The 18,834-nt window shown below is 43.9% G+C and carries 18 protein-coding genes; all 18 read left to right on the plus strand.

Annotated features, from left to right (window positions below):
• Nucleotides 1–646 precede the first annotated feature (646 nt).
• Entirely contained in the window at nucleotides 647–1,666 is a 1,020-nt protein-coding gene (locus WC473_04670; GenBank protein MFA5125081.1) for a DNA adenine methylase, read from the plus strand.
• A complete protein-coding gene (locus WC473_04675; GenBank protein MFA5125082.1) occupies nucleotides 1,663–2,472 on the plus strand; it encodes a ParB/RepB/Spo0J family partition protein in 810 nt (269 codons plus the stop codon). Before WC473_04670 ends, WC473_04675 begins: the two co-directional genes overlap by 4 nt.
• Nucleotides 2,469–2,891, plus strand: a complete 423-nt coding sequence (locus WC473_04680) for a hypothetical protein (GenBank protein MFA5125083.1) — start codon at nucleotides 2,469–2,471, stop codon at nucleotides 2,889–2,891. Before WC473_04675 ends, WC473_04680 begins: the two co-directional genes overlap by 4 nt.
• Nucleotides 2,845–4,491, plus strand: coding sequence for a hypothetical protein (locus WC473_04685; GenBank protein MFA5125084.1), 1,647 nt, complete (start codon nucleotides 2,845–2,847; stop codon nucleotides 4,489–4,491). The genes WC473_04680 and WC473_04685 overlap by 47 nt, the downstream gene beginning before the upstream one ends.
• Nucleotides 4,492–4,493: 2 nt before the next feature.
• The gene (locus WC473_04690) at nucleotides 4,494–6,359 is read left to right on the plus strand and encodes a hypothetical protein (GenBank protein MFA5125085.1); all 1,866 of its coding nucleotides are present in this window, start codon (nucleotides 4,494–4,496) and stop codon (nucleotides 6,357–6,359) included.
• Nucleotides 6,360–6,363: 4 nt separating this feature from the next.
• Complete coding sequence (locus WC473_04695) at nucleotides 6,364–6,603, plus strand: hypothetical protein (protein ID MFA5125086.1); 240 nt, start codon at nucleotides 6,364–6,366, stop codon at nucleotides 6,601–6,603.
• Nucleotides 6,604–6,800: 197 nt separating this feature from the next.
• A complete protein-coding gene (locus WC473_04700; GenBank protein MFA5125087.1) occupies nucleotides 6,801–7,649 on the plus strand; it encodes a hypothetical protein in 849 nt (282 codons plus the stop codon).
• Between the two features lie 425 nt (nucleotides 7,650–8,074).
• On the plus strand, nucleotides 8,075–8,932 hold the full coding sequence (locus WC473_04705; GenBank protein MFA5125088.1) for a DUF5309 family protein: 858 nt from the start codon (nucleotides 8,075–8,077) through the stop codon (nucleotides 8,930–8,932).
• A 107-nt stretch (nucleotides 8,933–9,039) separates the two neighbouring features.
• Nucleotides 9,040–9,396, plus strand: a complete 357-nt coding sequence (locus tag WC473_04710) for a hypothetical protein (protein MFA5125089.1) — start codon at nucleotides 9,040–9,042, stop codon at nucleotides 9,394–9,396.
• Nucleotides 9,397–9,429: 33 nt separating this feature from the next.
• Nucleotides 9,430–10,209 (plus strand): hypothetical protein, encoded by a 780-nt coding sequence (locus WC473_04715; protein MFA5125090.1) that lies wholly within the window; start codon nucleotides 9,430–9,432, stop codon nucleotides 10,207–10,209.
• A gap of 16 nt (nucleotides 10,210–10,225) precedes the next feature.
• Complete coding sequence (locus WC473_04720) at nucleotides 10,226–11,779, plus strand: right-handed parallel beta-helix repeat-containing protein (GenBank protein MFA5125091.1); 1,554 nt, start codon at nucleotides 10,226–10,228, stop codon at nucleotides 11,777–11,779.
• 184 nt (nucleotides 11,780–11,963) lie between these two features.
• Nucleotides 11,964–13,085, plus strand: a complete 1,122-nt coding sequence (locus WC473_04725; GenBank protein ID MFA5125092.1) for a hypothetical protein — start codon at nucleotides 11,964–11,966, stop codon at nucleotides 13,083–13,085.
• Complete coding sequence (locus WC473_04730; GenBank protein ID MFA5125093.1) at nucleotides 13,082–13,396, plus strand: BppU family phage baseplate upper protein; 315 nt, start codon at nucleotides 13,082–13,084, stop codon at nucleotides 13,394–13,396. The genes WC473_04725 and WC473_04730 overlap by 4 nt, the downstream gene beginning before the upstream one ends.
• A 5-nt stretch (nucleotides 13,397–13,401) precedes the next feature.
• Nucleotides 13,402–14,034 carry a hypothetical protein gene (locus WC473_04735; GenBank protein ID MFA5125094.1) on the plus strand — a complete coding sequence of 211 codons (633 nt, stop codon included), beginning with the start codon at nucleotides 13,402–13,404 and terminating at the stop codon, nucleotides 14,032–14,034.
• A 9-nt stretch (nucleotides 14,035–14,043) separates the two neighbouring features.
• Nucleotides 14,044–15,735, plus strand: coding sequence for a hypothetical protein (locus WC473_04740; protein MFA5125095.1), 1,692 nt, complete (start codon nucleotides 14,044–14,046; stop codon nucleotides 15,733–15,735).
• Nucleotides 15,736–15,740: 5 nt separating this feature from the next.
• The gene (locus WC473_04745; protein ID MFA5125096.1) at nucleotides 15,741–15,938 is read left to right on the plus strand and encodes a hypothetical protein; all 198 of its coding nucleotides are present in this window, start codon (nucleotides 15,741–15,743) and stop codon (nucleotides 15,936–15,938) included.
• A 209-nt stretch (nucleotides 15,939–16,147) separates the two neighbouring features.
• Nucleotides 16,148–17,491, plus strand: coding sequence for a LysM peptidoglycan-binding domain-containing protein (locus tag WC473_04750; protein MFA5125097.1), 1,344 nt, complete (start codon nucleotides 16,148–16,150; stop codon nucleotides 17,489–17,491).
• A gap of 6 nt (nucleotides 17,492–17,497) precedes the next feature.
• A partial coding sequence (locus WC473_04755) for a hypothetical protein (GenBank protein ID MFA5125098.1) occupies nucleotides 17,498–18,834 on the plus strand: 1,337 nt, incomplete at its 3' end.

The following is an 18,834-nucleotide window of genomic DNA, read 5'->3' on the forward strand; positions in this document are numbered from 1 at the left end:
TGACTCCTTGTCATTTGATCCTTGAATCTCCGCCGAAGGCGGTCGCTACAAAATTCCAAAGGGGTTATTCACAGCAATGCGGATAACCCCTTCTTCATTTCTGGAAATAAATTCAGTCTGGTATTTTTCCCCATTTTATATTAAAATAATAAGTGACAATTTAATCGCCTAAACTTATCGCAATGCGGTAGGCATGGCAAAAATCCATCCAAGATATAGAACCCGTCATCAGGGATCCTTGGATGGTCGTATGGGGAAACTCGTGCGTTGAGACCGAAAGGTTTCTACTCTTGGTGGCGGGCTTTATGTAAAATGATCCCCGATCGAGAGTAAATAAATTATGCACAGTTAAAACTATTGCATGCATTTTTGAAAAGTAGTATTATGTAATTAACAACTAAATAGAGTTATGCCTTACGAGGCATCCTGAAAGGAATTCCAAGTTTAAGAGCTTGCGATTAATTATCACATTTTGTGGTAGTCGATCGCGAGCTCTTTTTGTTTGTTACCAGCTCTCTGTCACGCCCGTAACGGTCGACATCCAATCTTGTTAATCGACCTCACACTGCCCGAGCTCAAGGGTTCGGGTAATAAAAAAATATACAAGGGATGTGGGCGTGGTAGAGATTTGAGATTTAAAAAATATATGTTTAGCAAATTTCAAGCATTGCCGAGTTACTTCGGCGGAAAAAGAAAACTGGTCAAGTACATTTTCAAACCGATTAAAAAAACGGAGGGAATTTTTATTGATGCATTCTTGGGAGGCGGATCAGTGAGTCTCTACGCCAAAGCCAAAGGATACAAAGTCATTGCCAACGACATTGCATTCCGGTCACTTATTATCGGCAAGGCCATCATCGGCAATAATTCCGTAAAACTCGAATCCGAGGATTTGGCCAGACTATTTTTTGAAACTAAACATGACAGCTTTATAAAGAAAAACTATTGCCCGAAAGTATTCACGAGCAAGATATCCGACTTTTTAGATAACGCCTTCGCTTCCGCCAACAAAGTAGAAAATGATACTAAACGATACCTTTTGTTGCATTTATTGATTAAGTTTATTCTCTCATGCCGACAGTTTGGCAAATTTACTCACACCCGGGACACACTGGACTTGGAAGCCAGAAAATGGGAGTGGCCTCTTCGGTCCAAGTCGCATGCACCGAAAAACTTGCGAATGATCCAAAATCCGATGATGACTTTGGAAAAATTAAAAGACGAAATTAATCATGGAATCTTTGACAACCATCAAGACAACGAAATACACCAAAAAGATGTTTTTGATTTTCTTAAAACTGTTCAAGGTGATGTTGTTTATTTTGATCCTCCTTACCCCGGCTCTTCTGCCTACGAAGTTGAGTACGGCATTTTAGATAACATCCTCGCTAACAAAAAGCTGGATAACAAAGCAAGTGGCTTCTCCAATAATGATGCCGATGAATTTTTGGAAAAAATGCTGGAGTCGGCAAAACATATTCCGCAATGGGTCATCTCGCTTGGACAAAATAAAGAGGATGTGGGGATGAAGCCGGAAAAGCTTTTGGCGATGGTGCAGAAACATCGCAAAGCCGAAGTGCAGATGATGGAACACAAATGGAGTGTGGCCAATGCCGGAGGTCGAAACCAAAGCAACAACATCGAATACATGATCGTAACTTTATGAAAAAAGAAAAAACCGAAATAAAAATAGTGAAAATAAAAGAGTGCGTTCCGAACTCTTGGAATCCAAACGAGATGAACGCTCGGCAATTCGCATCTCTTAAAAAAGCCCTGACCAAGTACGGACAAACCAAACCGATACAAGTGGGAGTCTGGCCGAACATGAAAGTAAAAGACGGCTATGTGATCGTGGGAGGATATCACACTTGGAAAGTGCTCAGTGAAATTGGCGAAACTGAAATTGAAGCCAATATCCACAATTTCAAAAATGAGGACGAAGCCAAGCTTTATGGACTGACCGATAACATTCACGGTTCAAACCAACAGATAAAACTCGGCAAGTTAGCCTACGAGCTGACCCAAAACGGATACTCAATCAAAGACATTGCCTCGAATCTTGGTGAGGAGGACATCAATGTTAAAGATGCTCTCGACTTAGTGAAAGAGGAAATAGAAAAGAAAATGATTGAGCTTAAAAAAGCCGAGCGAGAAAATACCATCATGCTGAACTTTATCGTGGACAAAGACCCCGAAGCATCAGCCGATGAATTTATAAAAGCCGTGACTGCATTTGCCAAAGCAAAAGGCGTAAAGGTCGAGAAAGCAGTCAAAGATATTAATAAGCAAAGAGAGACCATTGCCCTTGTGAGTTTTAATGTCACCAATCCGCAAAAGGGCGTGATCGATGAAGCGTTAAATACACTGTCAAAAGAAACAAAAGTAACTGAGAGTGAGGCGATCGCTGAAATTTGTAGCCGATTTATAAATACACCAAACGGCAACATTCAGAAACAAGATACAACAAAATGAACAAAAAAGCTGACATCAAGAATGCAAAGTATCAAGAAGCGATTCGCCTTAAATACAACGGCGAGTCTTATCCTGTTATTGCCCGAAAGATTAAAACCCCAGTCTCAACAGTCGAAAAATGGTTTGCTTTCGGTGGTTTGCTTAAAGACGAATACGAAACTTATAGAGATACCCAAAATGAAGTCAAAAAAAGCCAAGCCGAATGGATCATGCACAAGAGCGTTGAGACCGCCGCCTCAATGCTTGTCGCCCTTATGGGCAGTGCCGATGACAATGTAAAATTTCGCGCGTGCAAAGAGATACTCGACCGTGAACTGGGAAGTCCCAAGGAAACGATCGAACACAAAGGATTATATGGAACAGGCCTAAGTTATGAACAAATACTCAAAAAAGCCAGAGAGAGACCACCCGACGGTTAAAACGCTGGTGGATTTCGTGAATCTTTTCGACGCTGATCCGAGAGATTTTATTGAGGAGTGCCTGTTCATAAAGACCAAAGATCAGCAGACTGTTCCTTTAAATTTTAATACCGCTCAAGCCCTGTTTTATAAGAAAATAAAACAGTTAAAAGCCCAAAAGAGACCAATCAGAATGATAATTCTTAAAGCCAGACAAGAGGGTGTGTCCACGCTTTGCGAGGGTCTTATATTCGAGCGAACGGCGAGGTTCGAAAACACCAATTCGTTGATTGTCGCCCACGAACCCGAATCAACCGATGCGATATTCTCAATGAGTAAACTGTTCTACGACCTCCTGCCGTTTGATGTTAAGCCAATGCGACGGTACGACAACAAAAAGCAGATGGTCTTTGAGAACCCAGATGAGAAAGGCCGAACGAGTAATCCCGGACTGCGAAGTCGAATGGTTATTGCCACGGCCGACAAGATAAAAATCGGTAGAGGTCTAACCATCCATAACTTCCACGGTTCTGAAGTAGCATTCTGGAAAAACGCCAAAGCTTTAATGTTATCAGTCATGCAATCAATTCCGAACTTACCCAACACCTCTGTCTTTCTGGAATCAACTGCCAACGGTTTCGGTGGTGACGGTGAATACTTCTACCAGATCGTACAAGATGCTCTGGCCGGAAAGAACGAATTTGAACTGGTATTCCTTCCGTGGCACCTGATGACCGAATACAGTCAACCTTTTGCAAGTGATGCCGATAAAAAGAAGTTTGCCGAAACGCTGGACGAATACGAGAAAGACTTGCGAGCAAAAGAAAACCTGACCTATGAGCAACTAAAATGGCGTAGATGGGCAATCCAAAACCTCTGCGGTGGCGATACTGACAAATTCAAACAAGAATATCCAGCTACCATCGAGGAATCATTCGTTGCCTCAAGTAAAGCCGTGATCCCAAAGCAGTACATCGAAGCCCAAAGCAAATTCACAAGGCAACCGATAAGAAAGCTTGATGACATCCTGATATACGAGGAACCGAATTCAAGACACTTCTACAGCTTAGGGGCCGATCCGTCCGAGGGCATAGGACAAGATGACTCGGCGATCACGGTGATAGACAAGATGACCGGACGAGAAGTCGGAAGTTACATCGGACAGATACAACCGGACTTATTTGCTAAGAAAATCAGACTATCAGCCGAACTGTTCAACAATGCTCTAGCTGTAATCGAAATAAACAATCACGGGCTGGCGGTAATCAATGCTCTCAAGGGTGAATACACGAATATCTATCAACGGACAGTATTCGATAAAGCTAACAACACCAAGAGAAAAGAACTGGGCTGGAAAACCACTCAAACCACCAAACCTTTAATGGTCGATGACTTCATAGCCGGTCTGCGTGACGAGGATATCGGATTATCAAGCAAAACAACTGTAAGCCAAATGATGACATTCGTTCACACCAGTGAAAGCAACAGGTACGGCATGGGAGCGGAAACCGGACAGAAAGACGACTGTCTCATCTCGGCAATGCTCGCATGGCAAGGACTGAAAGAACTGCCGAGCGAGATGCCAAACCAACGCAAAGGTCGTTCAATAAAACTTTACTAAATATGGCAAACACAAAAGAACTACAAAAATTTAATAGCGAGTACGATGAAGCCAAGAAAAACTTCTTGTACTATTACAAACCCGAATTTGATCGTGGTTATAAGCTGTTCTCCTCTTTCAACGGCGATCGTGCCGAACAGTTAGAGAGAACCAATGACGGCGAGGTTTGGCAATCAAATGTTTTTATTCCTCAAGTTTTTTCATACATCAAAACCTTTTTACAAAAGAGTGTCGGCATAACACCCGACTTCAAGCTCGAGGGCAAAAACAATGAAGCTTTAAAAGACCTGATACTGTGGCTCTGGGAGGTTGGCATGAGTGACGACCTGATTGATTACTTCCTGCAAGTATTCATCTGCGGAACCACCATTGGCAAAGACTTCCTCAGAAAAGAGACCAAGAAAAAGAGACAGAAAGAAGTTGGCATAGTGGATAAAATCAAAAAGCTTATTTTCAAGACTGCAACATCTAAGATTGTATTCAGACCAGACTTTGATCCGGTAGATATTTATAACTTCTACCCACATCCAAGAATGAAAAAGATTGCCGATCCATTCCCAGTGTTTCATCGCTATGTGCTGACATTGGACGAAATGAAAGCCCAATACCCCGATATCAACGATAGCGTCTGGAAACAATTCCTAAACAACGAGGGTGAAGTAGTGAAGTCCGGAGGCGATACCACCGACTATGCCTATGTACGAAAAGAAGTCCTGATCCAACTTAGAAAAAGTATTCGAGAAACCACCAAGGCCTCAAGTCCAATCGAGGGTAACCCAAACAATCCCGTACAGATGCCGACCACCAGTGATAAATTATTTGAAGTGGTAGAACGCTGGATTGACGATCGATTTACTGTGTTTCTGCCAATGGAAGGCACTCCAGTAGAGATAAAGGATGGTGACAATCCATATGATCATGAACAGAAACCTTATTCCCGAACAGGCTTCTTCCCAAGACCATTCTCATTTTACTGGCTCGGCATTCCTAAGCTTGTTGACCACTTGCAAGAGCTTTTGAATTCCATAACCAATCAGAGAGTAGATGCCGTGACTATGAAAATACACAGCATGATTGCGGCCGCACCGGTGGCTCTGCCCGGATACAAACAATCAACCATTACAGTGAAGCCTCTAGGAATCTTATGGACTAACGATCCGAACTCGGTCCGAGAACTTAAATTCGGTGATGTTAATTCGTCAGCTTTTGTTGAACCAGATCACATCAAAGAAGCCATGAGAATTGCTGTCGGAATAGATGAATTCACCACTACGGCTGGTGCAGATAGAAAAGAGACAGCCACCGTTGCCTCGTTCATGCGAGAAGCAACCCTTGAGGGCGTGAAGTTATTTCTGATAATGCTTCGAGGTTCTTACATCATGCATTTTGACCACTGGATAAGCATGATCAAGCAATTCTGGACAAAGAAGTCCGTAATGCCCGATAAGGCCATAGCAATTTTGACCAGACACGGACTTATAACCGAAGCCGATGAAAGTGTAAACGGACTCTTTGACGATGAGTACGAAATGTCGCTGGAATCAACATCGTCTCTTGCTTCTTCGTCCGAACTAAAGAAATCAAAAGACTTGGAACTCTGGGGACTTATAAAAGATGTAAACGAATTAATCGATGCTGAGACCGGAACCGTGTACTCGATAAAGAAGTTTAAGGTGCTGATGAAATTATTTGAGGACTACGGCTGGGAGCCAACCAACTACATCACCGAACAGAAACAACCGGTCCCAATACCAACCGATCAAGGAATGCCGAGTCCTGCCGGTGAAGCACCAGCGATATCACCTGATGTTCCACCTCTTGCCGGAAACCAACTAGGTGCGATATTAGGCAATGCAGTAAAACAATAAATCTATGAATGAGAAAATAAACAAACAAACTGAGGAAACGATAAGCAACTTTTTTGAGACAAAGTATTTTGAAGCGTTGTCCGAGCTTATAGCCGAGGAATTAGAAATAACCAAGACTTGGCTATTAAACAAGGGACTGCCCAATGACGATCTTCGGTATTATCAAGGTCGAGCCGAGGGACTGGGAGTAATCCTCCTTCGGATTAAAACCATTCACGATGAACATATGAAAACACAAACATAACAACCAACAACCCAAAGGAAATCGCCAAAATTTTGAGGGGTTCAGCTGGCCTCTTAAGATGGGATTTCTGGCGATTTCCACATCTTGAGAAGCCAACCGAGCCTCCGCAAAGGGGCTCGGTTTTATTAAACAGTGGACGCTTTGAAAGTCTTTCGTGAGGTCAGACTTAAAAAGAACAATCCACAATTAATACGCCTATGGAAAAACCAAACAATGCCGGCGCCGATCCAAACCCAACACCGTCTTTTGACGATACGGTCGGAAAGGAACAACCGGTCAATGCAGTTCCGTCGGGCACTCCGAGCGGAGACCAACCTGACAAAAACAAACCAGACGCTAAGGGTGAACAGCTCAAAGACCAATCTGGCGTAACGCCTGCCGATAAAGGCGAAAGTCCCGAGGGTAAACAACCCGAGGGCGACAAGTCCTTCTGGGGCAAGTTTAAGAGTGAGGAGGATGCTAAACACTCCTATGACGAAGCCCAGACCAAGATTATCGAGCAAGGCACAGAGATAAACGATCTCAAAACTGCCACCGAGAAAAACGATCAGTTTCTCTCGATACTCGACAAGGCATTGGTCAAAAATCCGCAACTGGCGGAACAGCTGAAAGCGAGTCTCGCCGAAGCCATGAAAGCCAGCGATGCAGAGCCTAAGGATGAGCCCGATATTGAAGCTATCCTCGATAAGAAACTTGAGGAACGAGAGACAAAAGCAAAGACGAAAGCCGAGATCGATAAATGGATCGGTGAACATGAGGACTTTAAGGAACCCGAGCTGGGTCACCAAGTGCTCGACATCATCGAAAAAGAAAAGCTTCCGTTTAATGCCAGAACTCTCCAGCTGGCCTACGATTCCATAACCAAAGATTCGCAGGCTAAGAAAGTGGCCGATGAAGCTCTCAAGAAAGAGGAAGTGAAAAATCTCGAGCGTGAGAATGCATCCGGTGTCGGAGGCGGTACACCAACCGCTAAAGGCCAAACGCCTAAAGATAGTCCCTTTGATGATCTTGTGGGCGAAAGTATCAACCCAAACAAAGTCAGGTGACACTTATAAGATTTGAGGTCTCGTAAGCGGTTACCGGCTTTCTAACATAAAACAAACTTATGCCTGAACCAACCCATCTCATCGGAACGAGGAACACGCTGACGATTGAACAATCACAGCGTATTCCCGATGTCGATGACAAAATTTTTCTCCTTGAACCAGGCGAATCACCGCTCACTGCTTTCTTGACCCAAATCGGAAAGATTGGCGACGGTGGTGGCAAATTCAAGGGCATGGCTCTCCAAAAAAGAGTCGTGTACAACCCAGAGTTTACTGAATATGAGGATCAGTACTCTGGCGTCTGGGCTCGAATCAACAACGGCGGTGGCTACATAGCCGGTGCTACCGACATTGTCGTTGATAGTCCCGGTGCATCAATTTTCTCCAAGTTCGACCTGATTAAAAACACTCGAACTGGTGAAATCATGCGTGTCACCACTATCAACTATTCCACGAACACACTCACCGTATCTCGTGGAGCCGGTGCCACTGCGGCGGCCGCCATCAATGATGACGACTGGCTGTTAGTCATCGGTCCAGCTTTTGAGGAAGGATCAAAGTCTGGCGACTCCAATACGACTAAGCTCGTAAAAGTCACCAACTACACCCAAATCTTCAAAACCAAATTCGGTGTCACTGCAACCGAGAACGCTTCGAAGCTTTATCCGTCCGGTAATCCGGGTGCGGATCTCAAATATTTGCGTGCTAAGCACGGTATTGAGCAAGCCAAGAAAATCGAACGCGCGTATTGGTTCGGTGAAAAGAAAGAGGTCACCGGTCCTGACGGCAAACCTCTCCGTTTATCGGGAGGTGTCTTGGAAGCCATCATCTCTGCTGGCAATGTACAAGACGAATCAAGTTCCGCTTTAACCGAAGCTGAATTCCGATCGTTCTTGCAGAACTATGCCTTCAAGTATGGTTCAAGCGAAAAATACTTCTTCTGTGGAAATACTGTCCTCGGCTATTTGGAGGGTTTTGCTACCAGCAAGATGTATGTCGTTCCAACCGATAAGACCTACGGTGTAGAGATTCGCAAATTCCAGTCTTCCTTCGGCACGCTAAACATTGTCCGTCATCCGATGTTCGACAATCAGTACGCTGGCATGGGAGTCGTATTGGATCTTTCAACCTTAAAGCATTGTCCTTTGAATGGCCGAGATACTTCTCTCGAAACCAACATTCAAGATAACGATGCAGACGAGGAAGTAGACCAGTACAAAACCGAAGTCGGTTTGCAGAGAGTCAACTTCGAAAAGAACGCTTTGCTTAAGGGCGTTGCCTAAACCAGATCAAGGCTCTGCTCTGACTCGCTGGCCTCCACTTTGTGGAAGCCAGGAGTAAGGGCGGATGCCAAACCAAAATAATTAAAAACTTAACTAATAAAACTTATATGGCTAAATTTAATTCCCATATCAAAAGACTTAAGATCGTTCTTAAACCGGCTACGCCGATATTTGAGGGCGGAATGAAAATCGGCGATCAACCGGGAGTGTACGCTTTATTCGAGGATGGTCAGTTTGAGACCAAAGACGAGGAAATAATCAAACAGCTTGAGGAGTTAGACACTTTCAAAATAGATTTTTGGCGTGTGTCTGACGAGTCGAGTCCCGTTGAGGACACAACAGTCGATAAAGACTTTGTGAAGCTCACAAAAAAAGAATTGCAGACTCTGGCAAGCGAAAAAGGTGTTGAGGTCGACGGCACTGAAACTAAAGATAGATTGATTGAACTCTTAAAAGATAAATAGAACCTTACGAGGTCGATAACTTAAAACAAACCTATGCCAATCGTATCAGCAGACTTAAAAGAATATAAATCATCGGCAACCAATTCCGATGGTGCTGGAATTTCTGCGACTGAAGTCGTAGATAATACCGACAATAACTTATTCACCGACATAACCGGTGATGAAGCGACTGCCGGTGGCACTGAGTATCGAAAGGTGTTCAGAAAGAACACGCATGCAACACTTACTTGGCAAAATATAGTCTCGTGGCTACTTAGCCAACCAACCAATTCCGCCTTGTCGTTCGGATTCGGATTGGATCATGCCGATGATGCCGACGGTGCTCAAGGAAACATGACAGTGTTTTCTGCCAACGCCGTTGTAGCTGTAGTTTCTGATGGTGCTGACACCAGACAAGTAACAATTGTCGGTGAGGATGCATCCGGAAATAGACAAACGGAAACTCTCACCTTAAACGGTGCAGTCGAAGTCGTTGGCTCGCTTACATTTTCCAAAGTGTATGCCGGTTATACGAATTCACTCTCTGCCTCAAGAACCGTAACCATCAGACAAGGTTCAGGAGGTACATCACGAGGATCAATCGGGCTTAACAAAAAGATAAGTTTCCTCTGGTTCGGCAAGAAGTATTCCGGAGGGTCGGTTATAAACGCCGAGGGTGGCGACATGGCCAGCAAAGCAACTGGATTAAAATCCGGTGATGTTGCACCTGCTGGAAACTTAGGCCTGTGGTATCGCATCACTTGGCCAGCCGGAGCCGGTGCAGTAACCGCAACTTCAACCCAAGTGAAGTCCGAGGGTGACACTGCGGCCTAAAAAAAATTAAAAAGCTATGGCAAAAACATTCTTAACAAAAAAGAATAATGCCAAAAGCACAATCACGGACAATCCACTGCTTTCCGGTGCGACTGTCCTGAATGTGCAGACTGGTGACGGGGCAAAATTTCCATCGGCACCATTTCACGCCACGCTTTATTCAAGCGATCCCAGTGTGGGCGAAATTGTGAAAGTGACCACGATAGCAACCGACCAATTCACAATTGAGCGTGCCAAAGAAAATACCACTGCCCAACAATGGCCTCAAGGCACACGCCTCGAGCTTTTGGTGACTGCCAAGCTTTTTGACGACTTCCAAACCAGAACCGAGATCATTGTCGCAACCGATGGTTCAGGCGATTACAACTGCGACGGTACGGCCGATCAAACAGAAATCAATGAGGCTCTAAGCAACCTGCCGTCTGGTGGCGGAATGGTGAGGATGAAAAAAGGAACCTACAACCTAACCGGACTCGTTGAAATCTTAAAGAGTAATGTGATTCTCGAGGGCGAAGGGGCGTCAACGCTTTTGCGTGTCGCTAATTCGGCTAACTTGGGAGATGTCGTAAGAATCGGCAATGGTGGGACTGTAAGCTACACAAACATCACGGTCCGAGACTTTATGATCGATGGAAACCAAGCCAACCAAACATCCGGTGCAAACAGTCCGTTGGTGCTCTGGGGAACCACATCATACAAGCACAGCAGATTGACCATAGAGAACTTATGGCTGACTGGTGCAAAACAAGATTGCTTAAAAGTTATTGCTATTGAGGACAGCGTAATAAAAAATTGCTACATCTACGCAAACACCGGAACGGCAATCGGATTATTCACCACTTCTCAGTACAACAGTATCGTTGGCAATGTGCTGGTTTCTAATTCGTATGGGGTATACGACAACGCCTGCAATTACAACACCATCACCGGTAATGTGATTCGCAATAATGGCTACGGCTTTTATGTGAGTAGTGGGTGGCGAGAAGTATTCACCGGCAATATGGTTTTTACCAGCACGAACTACGGAGTATATCTCGTTGGTGGTCAAAGAATATCCATAACGGGAAATCATTTCTACGGTGACAACTGGGGTATCGTAATCGGCAATAGTGCAAACGCTACCAAATACAATGTAATCACTGGGAACACGATCGCTTATCCAGTCGGACAAGGCATCGCCGTATATCATGGCTCGGGGACAACGGTGAGCAATGTTATAAGTGGCAATCACATTTATGGTGCTGGCGGACATGGGATATATCTTTATGGATCTTCATACAACACCATCACCGGAAATGCCATAGACAATGCATCACGAACGACCAACAACACTTCGCACAGTATCTATCTCTCAAACAATGGCACGGTGTATTCAACCTACAATGTGATCTCATCAAACAATCTGCATGCCACCCAAGCGAATAAATCCGCCTATCACATCAGAGAGCAAAGTGCGAGCGATGACTACAACTTGGCAATCGGCAATGTTTGCAAGGATGCAGTAACCGCACAGATCGGACTACAAGGAACGAACTCAGTGAGAGGTACTAATATACCGGCTACCGGATAAAACTATGTTTAATGCTTATCAATTTAACACCGCCCAATTAAACAACACCGGCTCAAAGCCAATCGCCAAAGCCGTGAGTTATGTGCTGGATGTATTTGGATTGATAAACAAACAAATAACTTATTTGTTCGACAGCTTCATCACAATATCGCACGCTAAGTCTTATATCCTCGACATTAGAACCTTGATCGATAAAACAGAGACATACATCATCGACACTTTCGGACTCGTTGTCAGATTAATTGCTTATAAACTCGACATCAATAATCTTGCGACTAAACTCGAAACTTATATCTTGGATGTTTATCAGAGAGCAACAAAAACTCTGACCTACATTCTCGACATTATTGGCGGTGCATTGATTGGGAGGATTTATAAACTCGATATTCGCAATCTTGTCCCAAAGAACACCAACTATGTACTCGACATACTGATCACACTCGGAAAAACTATCACCTACAGATTTGACTCGTTTCTTTTGGCGATCCGCCAAGCAATCTACAAATTAGACATAAGAAACATTGCTCAAAAATTAATGGCCTATGTGATCGATGTTGGAAGTGTGGTGGCCAGAATAGAAACCTACAAACTTGATGTCAGAAATCTTGCCAACAAAATATCTGCTTATGTGTTGGATATTAGAGCATTGATAAACAAAGCGTGGACTTACGCACTGGATATCAGAAACCTTGCCACGAAACTTGAAAGATATTTGCTGGACATTAAAAGTTTGGCAAACAAAAGCACCAGATATTTATTTGATTCATTGCTTAGCGTGTTGAGACAGACGATCTACCTCTTAGACATTAGAAACCTGACAGCTAAAGCAATGCGATATGTTCTCGATGTTCGAGGACTGATTGCAAAACTTGAATCTTATAAATTCGACATAAGAACACTGACAGCCAAGATTGAAAGATATGTACTGGATATCAGAAGCTTAATGGCCAAGACGGAAACCTACTGCTTAGACATTTTAAGCAAGATCGCAAAATGGTGGACTTACCGATTAGACATTCTGATAACCACAGGAAAACAATGGACATACCTCTTAGATATCCGAGGACTGATTGCGAAGGCTTGGACTTATCGCTTCCGCATTTGGAAAGTCATTGAGGGAGTAAAAATTGCCATTGAGTTTTTATCAGCCAAGCTGTCGGTCCTGATGCTTTCGGCAAAAGAAACTCTTGGTCTTACTACCGCTAAGTCAAACATTGAGGTCAAAACTGCACGGCAGGATCAGCAGATGCAAACTTCCAAGAGTGATATCAATCTGCCAAGCAATAAAAAAGATATAAACCTATGAGCATAAAAATCGTACAAAACGACACCAGACCACCATTGGAATTCAGCCTGACCCAAGACGGCTCGCCTGTGGATCTGACTGGATGCACGGTCAAATTCTACATGAAGGATGCGACCACTGGATCGGTAAAGATCAACGGAACCGCCTGTGTTATAACCGATGCCACCAAAGGCAAATGCCGATATAACTGGTCGGGGTCGGATACCAACACGGTTGCGACTTACTTGGGAGAGGTAGAGGTCACTTTTCCCGACGGCAAAATTCAAACCGGATATAAGCAATTATCAATCATCATCCGTGATGACATTTAAAACCTATGACCAGAGGCGAAATTAAAACTGCAATAAAAAACGAGGTCGATGATCAAACGCTCGACACTTCCTTGTTGAACACATGGATACAAAGAGCCGATGAAAAGGTGCAAAGCTGGCGACCGCCGGAAGATAGAGATCAGACCTTTGATTATTGGGACTATCTCAAAACCGAGCAACCATTCACAACGGTTGCTAACCAAGAAAAATATCCCTTACCAGAAAATTATCGTGCGTTTATCGAACTAAGAATCGGAACAGACAAAACACCTTTTAAGCTGATCGACTTCCGAGATAGAGACAAGTTTGATAACCATGCGGTTTATATGCTGGGTGGATATTTTTATCCGGTATCAACTCCGACAATTGACGGCAATGCTATGAGATTTGTTTTTGTCAGAATATCCGATGACTTTGCGTCCGACAATGACGAACCGGAGGTCGAGAAACTCTATCACCAAGCCTATGTAGAATGGGGCAAGAAAATGTACTACAACCAGCAAGGTGATACCGAACTGGAACGGCAAGCCGATAATAACTTCGAGAGAGTGATACTTGGAAAATGGCGTGATCAAGAATCAGCCAGAATGGCTTCAGCTTCGGATCAAGCGGAAATTCCAAGAAGCAGTCTCGTATAAACAACCGTTATGTCATTACCAAAAAAAATCTGGAAAACTTCGCAATTCCACAAAGGCATATCCAACCTTAATGCCGAGGGAACTTTTTGGTTTGCAAACGGTCTGGAGTTTGATCAATATCCGCCGTTCTTGAAAGTGGCTAATAAGTTTTTCAAAGAGAGCGACAGTATAAGTGTTCCGACACTCGATGAACCGAATTACATGTGTTATTTCAATTATCGATATTATTGTGCCAATCATGATGACGGAAAGATTTTTGAAAATAATTACAGTAGCTGGGTTGAAGTGCATGACAGCACAAACATCTGGGGAGGAAGCGGATTATATGCCGATGACGACTACATGTACTACGCCGGAAGCACATGGGTGGGACGCTTTGATAAAAACACATGGGTAGACAATTGGCAGTCGTTTAATGTGAACACAGCCTTTGACGATGTTCCGATTACCAAGTTTTTGAAATTCATTTGTTTTGGCAATAAAAATTATCTTGCCACATGGGACACTGGTGCAAGCGTTTGGAATCCTAATAAGCTGACTTTGCCGACCGGTTATGTGATTGTTTGGCTTGCACCGCTTACCGACTATCTGGTTATTTCCGCCCATCATCCGACATTCGGTTCGGCTTTATTTTTCTGGGATGGATATTCTCAGACTTATAACCGTGTCTTGCAATTAACTCAAACCCAAAGTCTTGCTGGTGTAGTCGATAAAAATGTTCTGTACTTCCTGACAAGAGACGGCTGGATTTGCCGATTCAACGGTTCTGGAATTGAAAAGCTAAACCGCTTCCCGGAAATGAATCACGAGGACTATATTTCACTGAAAGCCGGGTGCATGAAAGTTTATCAAGGCACCATTCTTATTGCCAAGGGATCGAATACTTATGATGTGAGTCGCCGAAGCCAGTATTGTGGAATTTGGTGCTATAACCCAGCGACAAACGCTCTTTATTTCAAACACCGAGTATCAAGCGGTGCGGTCAATCATGTGACTCCCGGAGTATCAGTCATGTACGGACTTTATGTGGACAACAATACAATTCGAGTGATGTATGGCGACGGCAATAAATCAATTATTGATGTGAACCACGAAACCGGAACATTCAGACCCTATGAATTCGGGGCGTATTGGATTAGTCCGTTGATCGACAACGAGCCATATCTTCGCAAAAGATGGAAACAGTTTATTTTGAACTTTTTCAAGCCGATGCCAAACAGCAGTTTTGCGAGATTTGAAATTAAATACAATATCACCGAACAGAATATAAGAGACCAGGCGAAATATGTGACTGGTGGTAGTTATGATTATTTTACCGTGTCATCAATACCTAGCTCGGTTGAAGTTGGTGATGAAGTGATTGTGCTTGCCGGTCCAGCCGCCGGACAAATAAGACACATAAAAAGCATAGACACAGTGACCAAGACAATCTATCTGGACGAAACTTTGTACTATGTCGGAACTTCACAAGGATATTTGCAAGCCGGAGATTATGTGGCAATCACGCCTTTCAAGAGACTTGGAACGATTAAGGGAAATGAAAACCAAGGTAAGGTAAACAAAATGCTTCGGTTTAATGCGAGGTCAAAAAAGATTCAATTCAAGGTCGAGGTTTGGAGTAACTCCGGATACTCTGGCGAATGGGACATGGGAGTGAAAGATGTGTCTGCCGTCTTTGTGCCGGACAGAATAATTAAATAAATTATATGCCTAAATTCACACTGGAAAAAATAGATGCTGAAAATGCAAAAAAGATTGACACGCTGGAGTCAGTCTCAATCGTAAATGTTCCTGCTCTGCAAAAACAGAAAGAGGATCTGGAAAAACAAATCGCCACCATGCAACAACAGCTCGTTCAAATAGATGAGGTCTTGGTCGAGTATAAAAAACTTCCACAAACATGAACAATACACCAACCAACAAAGATCAGCCGTTTGATCCGAATCTGGGTTCGATACTCAATCTCCTCCGTGATATTCCGATATTGAACTCACCGCCGGCCGATACGCCGAGAACCCCGATCAGCTTTGCAATATACGATAACGGTAGTGTGCGACGGTTCTATATATTTTTTAACGGAGTGTGGAGGTATGTAACGCTAACTTAAAAACCTATGGCAACGATAACAATCCAAAAAGGTCAAACCTTATCGGGAATCGCCAAACAACAAGGCACCACGCTGGATGCCTTACTAAAAGCAAATCCAACGATCAAGAATCCGAACCTGATATATGCCGGATCAGCTTTGAATTTACCCGGAATACCGGCTTCACCCGTTGTTGCCCCTAAGGCGAGCGTTCCGAGTCCAAGTCCCACCGTGACACCTTCTTCGACCGTAACACCGCCCGTTGCCCAAAATTCGAGCCCGGGGACAAGCTCTGTACCAGCCAAAAGCACCCTGTATGGGACGGAAGTGCCTTCTAACACTTCGTTGCTTAAACAGTACCGGTCCGACTTAGGCCTTGATTCCACCCTAAAAAGCATGCAAGACAGCCAGACTTCCTACCTCGATACACTTAAGAATTTGCCTAAAAAGTCAGACATCTACCAGCAAGAAAGAACTAAGCGAGGACTCGATACGATGCAGACAAACCTACAAAGCTTGGATAATCGATTGTCCACAATGGAGGAAGCAATCAATAGCTCGGAAAAAGATATCAGAGATCGAACTGTCTCAAGCAACGGTCTGGTAACAGAAAGCCAAACTCAAAGATTGGTCGCCTCAGAAAAACAACCACTTATAGATGAATACAGAAAACTACTCAATGAAAGAAATAAGCTTGCCACTCAAATGGGTACTGCCGAAACTTCGGCAAAAGAAATTGCCGGAATGCAATATGAGGATTCTACTTTGCCATTAACGGTGGCTGAAAAAACTCTTGGATTCCAGAAGGATCAATACGGCGTGTTGGGTGATTTGTTGAGTCAAGTGTTCGGTGCTTCTGAAAAAGATGTCACCAACATTATTGACTCCGCCAAATACGGAAAAGAGCAAGAAAAGAAAGATGCTCAAGATGTTATTGATCGAGCGATAAAACTTGCCGGTCTCGCCAACGACACACCAGCTGGAACGGTGCTTGATATTGCCGGTACGAAAGTAACTGGTACAAAGAAAACGACTGGTAGTGGATCAGATGCCGGAGGTTCGGCAAGTGATGTGGAAGCCTACGCACTTGAACTTCTAAACAACCCGAACTTCACCGCAAGTAATGTACCTCAAAATATCCGAGCGCAAGTCCTCCAGAAAAGAGATCAGATTATTTCTGAAGCGAACGCACAACAGCAAGCCGATGCGGTGGCCGCTCAAGCATTGAAATCAAGTCAACCAAAGATAACCGCTCAAGACTTTGGTGCTGGGGTCAAAGATGTATTCACACAAAAGATACCGAGCATTGCGAAGTCAGGATTCAACACCAGCAAAAACTTCTTCAAAGGACTCTTCGGTATCGGAAATTAAAATGCTATGGCTTACATTAAAGACCCTAAAACAGGAAAGTACATAAATACCGGTTCTGCACCGGTCTCTCCTCCACTCACGACATCAAAACCATCGTCGGCCGGTACCGTAGTAAAGTATCAAAAGAATGCCGAGGGAAAGTTTGTGACGACTGAGGTAGAGAAAACGGCCGGAAAGCCGAATGTGACAACAGTCGAGGGACTGCGAGATTTTGCTTTGCAAAATAATGTGGATGTATCCTCCACTCAACCCAAGGAATCAACACTACAAAAAATTCTCCATGTACTCAACACCGGAGGATATGCCGTTGGCGGTCTTATAAGTGGTAAAGGAATCAAGGCTGGAATTAAAGAACATATCCAGCCGTCTGAAGCACTTGGCATCAAAAGTAAAGTCGGTGGATTTATTGCCGACATACTACTCGATCCAACAACTTATCTAAGCTTCGGTTACGGAGCTGGTGCAAAACTCGCAACCAAAGCTGGTACGGTGGTGTTGAGTAAAACTGGAACATCGTTGCTTAAGAAGTCGATCCTTGAAGTTGGCGAACAAGGTGCAAGAAAGATGCTCGCCGAAAAGGTACTCGCAGAGGGTGGCGAAAAGTTTCTCGCAAAAGGTGGTCTGAAATTTGCTGGTAAACAAATATTGCCACGATCAGCCGTGACTGCTCCATTCAAGGCCGTAGACTGGCTCGTTGAAAAAACTCCGGTAGTCGGAAAAATGTACGAGGGTGCAAAAGACCTAGCTGGCAAAGCATTTGTACCGTTTAAAAGCATCAAAGAATTGCCGGGACGAATTGGCGAGGACTATGTTGATAAATTTTCACAATTTAGCAAAGCTACCCGATCCGAAGTCAGCAAAGCCGTAGAGGAAGCAACCACGCTCGGTAAGAGCGCGCAAAAGGAACTTGGAAAAGATGCTGGCACTAGGGTCGGTCGCTTGATCGAGGGAATGGCAGAGATTCCTACAAAGGTAGCCGATGAAGTCGAGAAAACAGCAACCGCTGGAAATAAAGTCATAGATAATATCATTGGTCACATTCAGGGGGAGCATAAACGCTTTGCAACGCTCGAAAAAGAACGAGGATTGCTTGATAACGAACTTCCGGATTATTTGCGTCACTACCTGACACCAGAGGGTCGTGAATTTCTACAAAAGAACAGCGATGTTGCACAAGAACTTCTGAAAAAAACGAGAGTAAGTACTCCATTCGCAAAATCTCGAACACTCGATGATACGCTCGTAAATATCAATAGTTACTTCCGCAAGACTCACGGCGTGAAGCTTTTTGAGCAAGATGCATTCAAAGCGTTTGGTGCTCGTAAAGCCGAACATGTCAAAGC

Source organism: Patescibacteria group bacterium, assembly GCA_041650895.1.
In the GTDB taxonomy this organism is placed as follows: domain Bacteria; phylum Patescibacteriota; class Patescibacteriia; order 2-01-FULL-39-33; family 2-01-FULL-39-33; genus CAISTG01.

Bases quoted from the DNA above. Each gene is read 5' to 3' on its own strand.
- WC473_04750 (MFA5125097.1), top strand. From the start codon at position 16,148: ATGGCAACGATAACAATCCAAAAAGGTCAAACCTTATCGGGAATCGCC.
- WC473_04735 (MFA5125094.1), top strand. From the start codon at position 13,402: ATGACCAGAGGCGAAATTAAAACTGCAATAAAAAACGAGGTCGATGAT.
- WC473_04745 (MFA5125096.1), top strand. From the start codon at position 15,741: ATGCCTAAATTCACACTGGAAAAAATAGATGCTGAAAATGCAAAAAAG.
- WC473_04695 (MFA5125086.1), top strand. From the start codon at position 6,364: ATGAATGAGAAAATAAACAAACAAACTGAGGAAACGATAAGCAACTTT.
- WC473_04710 (MFA5125089.1), top strand. From the start codon at position 9,040: ATGGCTAAATTTAATTCCCATATCAAAAGACTTAAGATCGTTCTTAAA.
- WC473_04675 (MFA5125082.1), top strand. From the start codon at position 1,663: ATGAAAAAAGAAAAAACCGAAATAAAAATAGTGAAAATAAAAGAGTGC.
- WC473_04685 (MFA5125084.1), top strand. From the start codon at position 2,845: ATGAACAAATACTCAAAAAAGCCAGAGAGAGACCACCCGACGGTTAAA.
- WC473_04690 (MFA5125085.1), top strand. From the start codon at position 4,494: ATGGCAAACACAAAAGAACTACAAAAATTTAATAGCGAGTACGATGAA.
- WC473_04700 (MFA5125087.1), top strand. From the start codon at position 6,801: ATGGAAAAACCAAACAATGCCGGCGCCGATCCAAACCCAACACCGTCT.
- WC473_04705 (MFA5125088.1), top strand. From the start codon at position 8,075: ATGCGTGTCACCACTATCAACTATTCCACGAACACACTCACCGTATCT.
- WC473_04730 (MFA5125093.1), top strand. From the start codon at position 13,082: ATGAGCATAAAAATCGTACAAAACGACACCAGACCACCATTGGAATTC.
- WC473_04720 (MFA5125091.1), top strand. From the start codon at position 10,226: ATGGCAAAAACATTCTTAACAAAAAAGAATAATGCCAAAAGCACAATC.
- WC473_04715 (MFA5125090.1), top strand. From the start codon at position 9,430: ATGCCAATCGTATCAGCAGACTTAAAAGAATATAAATCATCGGCAACC.
- WC473_04680 (MFA5125083.1), top strand. From the start codon at position 2,469: ATGAACAAAAAAGCTGACATCAAGAATGCAAAGTATCAAGAAGCGATT.
- WC473_04740 (MFA5125095.1), top strand. From the start codon at position 14,044: ATGTCATTACCAAAAAAAATCTGGAAAACTTCGCAATTCCACAAAGGC.
- WC473_04670 (MFA5125081.1), top strand. From the start codon at position 647: ATGTTTAGCAAATTTCAAGCATTGCCGAGTTACTTCGGCGGAAAAAGA.